8 protein-coding genes and 2 pseudogenes are annotated in these 4,800 nt (G+C 54.5%); 4 read left to right on the forward strand and 6 right to left on the reverse strand.

The window, feature by feature from the left end; translation table 11 throughout:
• A partial coding sequence (locus tag ACNQP3_RS29105) for a DUF411 domain-containing protein (RefSeq protein WP_416470699.1) occupies positions 1-411 on the forward strand: 411 nt, incomplete at its 5' end.
• A 105-nt stretch (positions 412-516) separates the two neighbouring features.
• Here the strand turns inward: ACNQP3_RS29105 and ACNQP3_RS29110 are convergent.
• From ACNQP3_RS29110 to ACNQP3_RS29125, 4 genes are all read right to left on the reverse strand, one after another.
• Positions 517-705: an AbrB/MazE/SpoVT family DNA-binding domain-containing protein gene (locus tag ACNQP3_RS29110; protein WP_016489899.1), complete on the reverse strand. Its 189-nt coding sequence runs from the start codon at positions 703-705 to the stop codon at positions 517-519.
• A 137-nt stretch (positions 706-842) separates the two neighbouring features.
• The gene (locus tag ACNQP3_RS29115) at positions 843-1,175 is read right to left on the reverse strand and encodes a DUF2790 domain-containing protein (RefSeq protein WP_012316932.1); all 333 of its coding nucleotides are present in this window, start codon (positions 1,173-1,175) and stop codon (positions 843-845) included.
• Positions 1,176-1,320: 145 nt separating this feature from the next.
• Positions 1,321-1,644 (reverse strand): antitoxin Xre/MbcA/ParS toxin-binding domain-containing protein, encoded by a 324-nt coding sequence (locus tag ACNQP3_RS29120; protein WP_012316933.1) that lies wholly within the window; start codon positions 1,642-1,644, stop codon positions 1,321-1,323.
• A 59-nt stretch (positions 1,645-1,703) separates the two neighbouring features.
• Positions 1,704-1,877 (reverse strand): hypothetical protein, encoded by a 174-nt coding sequence (locus ACNQP3_RS29125; protein ID WP_016489901.1) that lies wholly within the window; start codon positions 1,875-1,877, stop codon positions 1,704-1,706.
• Between the two features lie 402 nt (positions 1,878-2,279).
• On the opposite strand from ACNQP3_RS29125, the pseudogene ACNQP3_RS29130 reads away from it, so the two are divergent.
• The 3 genes and pseudogenes from ACNQP3_RS29130 to ACNQP3_RS29140 all read left to right on the forward strand — a co-directional run.
• Positions 2,280-2,473 (forward strand): annotated as a pseudogene (locus ACNQP3_RS29130) (IS5/IS1182 family transposase); the annotation flags it as partial.
• A 155-nt stretch (positions 2,474-2,628) separates the two neighbouring features.
• A complete protein-coding gene (locus ACNQP3_RS29135; protein WP_024717850.1) occupies positions 2,629-3,030 on the forward strand; it encodes a hypothetical protein in 402 nt (133 codons plus the stop codon).
• Positions 3,027-3,356, forward strand: coding sequence for a hypothetical protein (locus ACNQP3_RS29140; RefSeq protein WP_016489902.1), 330 nt, complete (start codon positions 3,027-3,029; stop codon positions 3,354-3,356). The genes ACNQP3_RS29135 and ACNQP3_RS29140 overlap by 4 nt, the downstream gene beginning before the upstream one ends.
• Positions 3,357-3,399: 43 nt before the next feature.
• Here the strand turns inward: ACNQP3_RS29140 and ACNQP3_RS29145 are convergent, their stop codons facing one another.
• Both ACNQP3_RS29145 and ACNQP3_RS29150 read right to left on the reverse strand, forming a co-directional pair.
• On the reverse strand, positions 3,400-4,311 hold the full coding sequence (locus tag ACNQP3_RS29145) for a DUF4238 domain-containing protein (RefSeq protein WP_016489903.1): 912 nt from the start codon (positions 4,309-4,311) through the stop codon (positions 3,400-3,402).
• A 222-nt stretch (positions 4,312-4,533) separates the two neighbouring features.
• A pseudogene (locus ACNQP3_RS29150) lies at positions 4,534-4,800 on the reverse strand (IS3 family transposase); the annotation flags it as partial.

The raw sequence follows: 4,800 nt of genomic DNA on the forward strand, positions 1-4,800 counted from the left end.
CTTCTGGTGACCTCGGCGGCCTATGCTGCCGAGCCATTGTCCATCGACGTTCACCGAGACGCGAACTGCGGTTGCTGCAAGAAGTGGATCGCGCACCTGGAAGCCAATGGTTTCAAAGTGACCGACCATGTTGAGACGGACATGAGCGCAGTGAAACAGAAGCTGGGCGTATCGCCACGGTTAGCGTCCTGCCACACAGCTGTGATCGACGGAAAGTTTGTTGAAGGTCACGTGCCAGCTGAGCAGATTCGAGAACTCAGGGGGCGGAACGATCTAGTCGGGATCGCCGTACCAGGAATGCCAGCTGGGTCCCCAGGCATGGAGGTTGATGGCGTAAGCCATGCCTACCAAGTCATTGGTTTAATCAAAAGCGGCGAGGACCAAGTAGTCGCCAACTATCCAGCCAAATAACGCACCTACCAGGAGGACGGCGGTAGGCTGACTGCCGTCCCTTATTCCCCCGCTAGAAAGCTTCATCAGCTCAACAGGACGACAGAGAGGGGCTACAAAGGGTAGCTAGTCAGATTCACGGCGCTCGCGGACTGGCTTGAGTACGATATCGCCGTTGATGAGCTCGATGGAGAGTCTGTCGCCCGTCGTGACCCCGAGCTCGCGCAAAATGTCATCGGGTAATTCCACAATCACATCGCCGGAGCCGTCGCCGGGATCTAGGCACTTTACCGTGGTGCGCGCTGATTGAGTCATTGGACTCTCCTGCCTGAGCTACCAGTCCTCATCGTACTCCACCAGTCATGAAAGCCGGTAACCAGGCGATCTATTGCCGGAATTGACGCTTCAACCCGGCGTTTTATCAGAGTAAGTCCTGTCCACTCGCTCAGTGCTCAGTTCTGGCCCCGGCAACCGACTCCAGCGGTCCGGTATTCAAGGATTTTCACGTCTCCGTTGGAATCCTCGTAATTCATCTGTGCCGGCATCACGTCACAGCTCGCCTTGGTCGACGTCATGCTGATCACCTTCGCCACGTCGAGCCGCATCCCGTAGCGATAGTGGATCACCTCCGGTGGGTTCTTTCCCTTGGCAGCGGCATAAGCTCGCATAGCTTGCTCATTGGCCTGAATCATCTTTCCATGCAGACGGTCGGATCCTCCTTCGGCGAGTACGGCTGACGAAGCCACTAGGGCCAGGATAGCGGTGATACTTTTGATGACTTTCATTTCAATCACTCCAATAAACGTGACTGAAGATTAGGGGTTGATCGCTGTCAATTGAGTGATACGGGAATTACAAGGTTGTAAGTCCCGCATGTAAAAAGAGGTAGCGTTGCCTCCTCGCCGCATACCAACCTCGCCCTCAGGCAAGCTACTGGTAGACACCCAAGCGTATACGCTCAAGATAGTCCGCTACGACGCTGAACCCGAGCGACGTGTCGAGCATCTCGAAGGGTACAAACCCCAACAAACGGCCGCACGGCCGACAAAGCCACTGCTCCGCGAGCATCTGAGAGCCAAATACCTTCGATGCAAGCTCCAGTCCTTTCGCATACTGGAACGCCACCGCGCTCTGCTGGGCATCCAGACGATGGGCCTGAGCGGGATGGCTCAGACGGTGAATGCTTCTGGTCGATCTTCCTGTGATTCGCCCGACGAGGTTACGAGCCTTGAACAGGCTCGATGACTCGACCATGCACTTCACGTCGCTGAAAAAGAATCCTGTTTGGACTAGACTCAGGAGCTCCAGCTGGCTCAACCCGTCGGGGTGGTTCCGCCCTGCTCAGATTCTCGCGCGAGATCTGCGTATCCTTCTTCACCACTGAGATGGTCGTAGAGTTCTTCCAGGGTTAAAGCCAAACCAACTTTATAACCCGACAGGTCAGCAAGGTATTCGTTAAGGTCGCCAGCTCCGAAGCTCATATGCATAAAAGGGTCCTAGGCGTGAAAGTAATGCGACGATAGTATCGGTTTGCTAAACACTCCACAAAAGGGCCCTGTGGACAGCGAAATACAGGCAGATCCTGTCAGTTGCCCGGACCCACTCACGGCCTGGTTTTGGCTTTTTGGCCGAAAAGGCTGTTGCTTAAATTGCAGAGCGATTATTAGCCTTTTAGACGCCAATGGTCCAACCAAAGCACTCTCGGTTGATCGGAAAACCAAGCGTAGAAAACTAGTGCCGCATGCTGCTAGCTGCCTCTCGCCAGCGTCTTCTACCGGCCCAGGCTGTGTAAAACCTTGACCAGTGCTAATGTTATTCTGCCGTCGGCAGTCATAGCGGAGTAGTCCATGAGGCCATTCCTCCAAGGCAAGCATCGAGATTAATGCACGTTGCGGCCTGAGAGCCTGGATGATTATGTCGCAGATACTAACTAGGTTCGAGTAATCGATGTGCTCGACGATGAGCTTGATCTCACCCGTTGGGCTTCAGTGGTGTGGTTCTCACCGAAACTGGACGCCCTGCGTACCCTGCTGCACTGCTGAAGATCAACATCTATGGCTATCTCAACCATCTTTCCGTCAGCATTGGGATGAGCTTGGTTCCGACCAGCTCCGGAAAATAGCTTTGGGGACTCCTTGGAAAATGAGGTCATAAATGGCCTGGGCTAGCGAACGGGAGCTTTGCTTCTCGCAGGTTTGGGGGCATGCTGTGAGCGAAACGTGGCAGGAGGAATGCGCCATGAACCAGGGGACACTCCAGACAGCGGTACTGTCGGCCGCCGAACTGATCGACTACCTGTGTCCTACGAGCGGGGCGCCTTATTCGGTCGAGCGCTATGCCGAGATCTTTGGCCTCAGCCCTACCGAGTTTGCCGGTCAGATCGCTGCCTATCGTCACAGCAAACCAGATGCTACCAGCGCATCCGACGCCGAAGCGACGCAACGCTTTATCGCGGATGTCTTGCGGGTGATCTTGGCCCTAGACGAGAGCGGAGTCGCCGTCGAACGGGCGATCACTTGGTTTCGACTCGAGCCGTTACCGACCTTCGAACAGCAGACCGCGGAGCAACTGGTCAGTCAGGTTCAAGTTGAACGAGTGCTGCAGTTCCTAGCCTCCTGGCAGGCGGGGAGCCAGGGATGAATCGGGATACCCAATGGCAGGTCGATCATCAATCGGCATACCAGTCCTGTTATTGCACTGTCCTGCACACCGTAGATGCGCGTTACGACGTTCGCGGTTCTGTGCTGGCAGAAATGGTGAAGGCCTGTCTGATTCACCGCGCCACACTGCCCGCAGCGCAGCGGGCCTATTTCGTACAGCACGCATCAGAGGAAGCGGTGACCTACTTGGAAAAGTTCACAGCCAGGCTGTTTTTTGGCCCCCAGGGACGCTTTTCGCCGCAAGAGTATCGCTACCGGCCTGCTATAGATTTGCTGGAACCGGCTCCTCATGGTCAGCCTCAATGAGGCTCACTGGTCAATTGAAGGCAATTTGCCATCTGGAAAAATGCTAGAGGTCCCAAGCATTCTCGGCGAGTAAAAAATCTTTGACGTAGTCGCGCTGCTTTGAAAGAGTGGAGCGGTTTAGAGCCCAGCCGAGATGAGCGCTGACAAACTCGCCCTGAGTCTCGTCGAAGTAATAAGCCGTGCGCGCCTTCGCCAAGGAATACAGATTGATCAGCCGAGCACGTACGTGCGGCTTGAGATGATCATAGACGACAACGTTGGGGTTATTGGAGAATACTAAAGCTTTACCTGGCGAGATGGCGATGATGAACAACAGGTCCCTCAAATAGTCTCCCCAGCGAGATGCGGGGTAATCAGATGCGAGCAAGCCCGGTTGTTCCCAATTGTACTCCCGCATGGTTGCCTTCAAGAGTCCATCTGAAAATGCCTCGTCAATAAACGGCGAAATCTCGTTCTGGGCGAATAGGACTAACGACATCGCACCGAGGGACTTGCTTGATTTAAAATAGTCAACCACTTCATTGATCGAAGTATGTGATGAGATCTGCTCATCCTTCATATTTTGCCTAATAAGATCGAGTTCCGAGCGGATATCCATGGCTTTTAGAATGTCGGGATGGCGAGCCTCCAGAAACGTCAGGGTGTTCGCCAGTTGTCGGCGGTCCAGATGGTTCCAACCCTGAACTCTACTGCTACGTGCCTTTTCGATGATCTTATGGCCCGCTTCATCAATCATCGGGGTAATATGGCTGGATTCGACCTCAAATCCCCCATCGGGAAAGTCGATACGGTACAAGTCCTCAATCGAAGCAGTATGTTTTATAGCAACCGGCTTGATTTCCAGCGCACCATTCGAAGGCAGTCGGCGGTAGCGGAAGACTCTCCCAGGAGCGTATTGCCAAGCCTTGAGAAAGTGTTGTGGAACGAAATGGTGATTGCGAGGGGGATTCGGCATGCAGTGGTTCTCTCCAAAAATGAGGATGCTATAGCAATGAAGATTTTCACACCATTACCTGGAGAATATGTGGCGTCGGCACTGCAGCGGGGAAACGAGATGCTCGGTATCCGAACCCTGCCACATGAGGATTTCCGGATAAGACCGATACCAAGAACAGGTTACGGACGCAAAGGAATTGGGGGAAACGGCGATTTTCAAGGTAGTTGTCGCGTGAGCGTGTCACGCTGCCTTTGATGTTTGCTGCAGTACCGCTTCCCGCTCCGGGTTCAGGCACACGATTGGTGCCAGCACCCAGTTCCTGATGTTGCCGCTCCAGCGCTCCGGGTGCCGTGCACGCGCCGCCTCGTACAGCTCGATACGCTTGCGCAGCAACTCTTCTGCCTGGCCAGTATGTCGCTGCGCCGGGGTCACGAACTTCAGGGCGCTGTGGCGATGTTCATGGTTGTACCAGGCCACGAAGCTGTTCACCCAGTTCCTGGCCTGCTC

It is taken from the genome of Pseudomonas sp. LFS074 (assembly GCF_047978165.1).
In the GTDB taxonomy this organism is placed as follows: domain Bacteria; phylum Pseudomonadota; class Gammaproteobacteria; order Pseudomonadales; family Pseudomonadaceae; genus Aquipseudomonas; species Aquipseudomonas putida_P.

Coding starts and splice junctions, on each gene's coding strand:
- ACNQP3_RS29110 (WP_016489899.1), bottom strand. CDS start 705: ATGACTCAATCAGCGCGCACCACGGTAAAGTGCCTAGATCCCGGCGAC.
- ACNQP3_RS29145 (WP_016489903.1), bottom strand. CDS start 4,311: ATGCCGAATCCCCCTCGCAATCACCATTTCGTTCCACAACACTTTCTC.
- ACNQP3_RS29135 (WP_024717850.1), top strand. CDS start 2,629: ATGAACCAGGGGACACTCCAGACAGCGGTACTGTCGGCCGCCGAACTG.
- ACNQP3_RS29115 (WP_012316932.1), bottom strand. CDS start 1,175: ATGAAAGTCATCAAAAGTATCACCGCTATCCTGGCCCTAGTGGCTTCG.
- ACNQP3_RS29140 (WP_016489902.1), top strand. CDS start 3,027: ATGAATCGGGATACCCAATGGCAGGTCGATCATCAATCGGCATACCAG.
- ACNQP3_RS29125 (WP_016489901.1), bottom strand. CDS start 1,877: ATGCATATGAGCTTCGGAGCTGGCGACCTTAACGAATACCTTGCTGAC.
- ACNQP3_RS29120 (WP_012316933.1), bottom strand. CDS start 1,644: ATGGTCGAGTCATCGAGCCTGTTCAAGGCTCGTAACCTCGTCGGGCGA.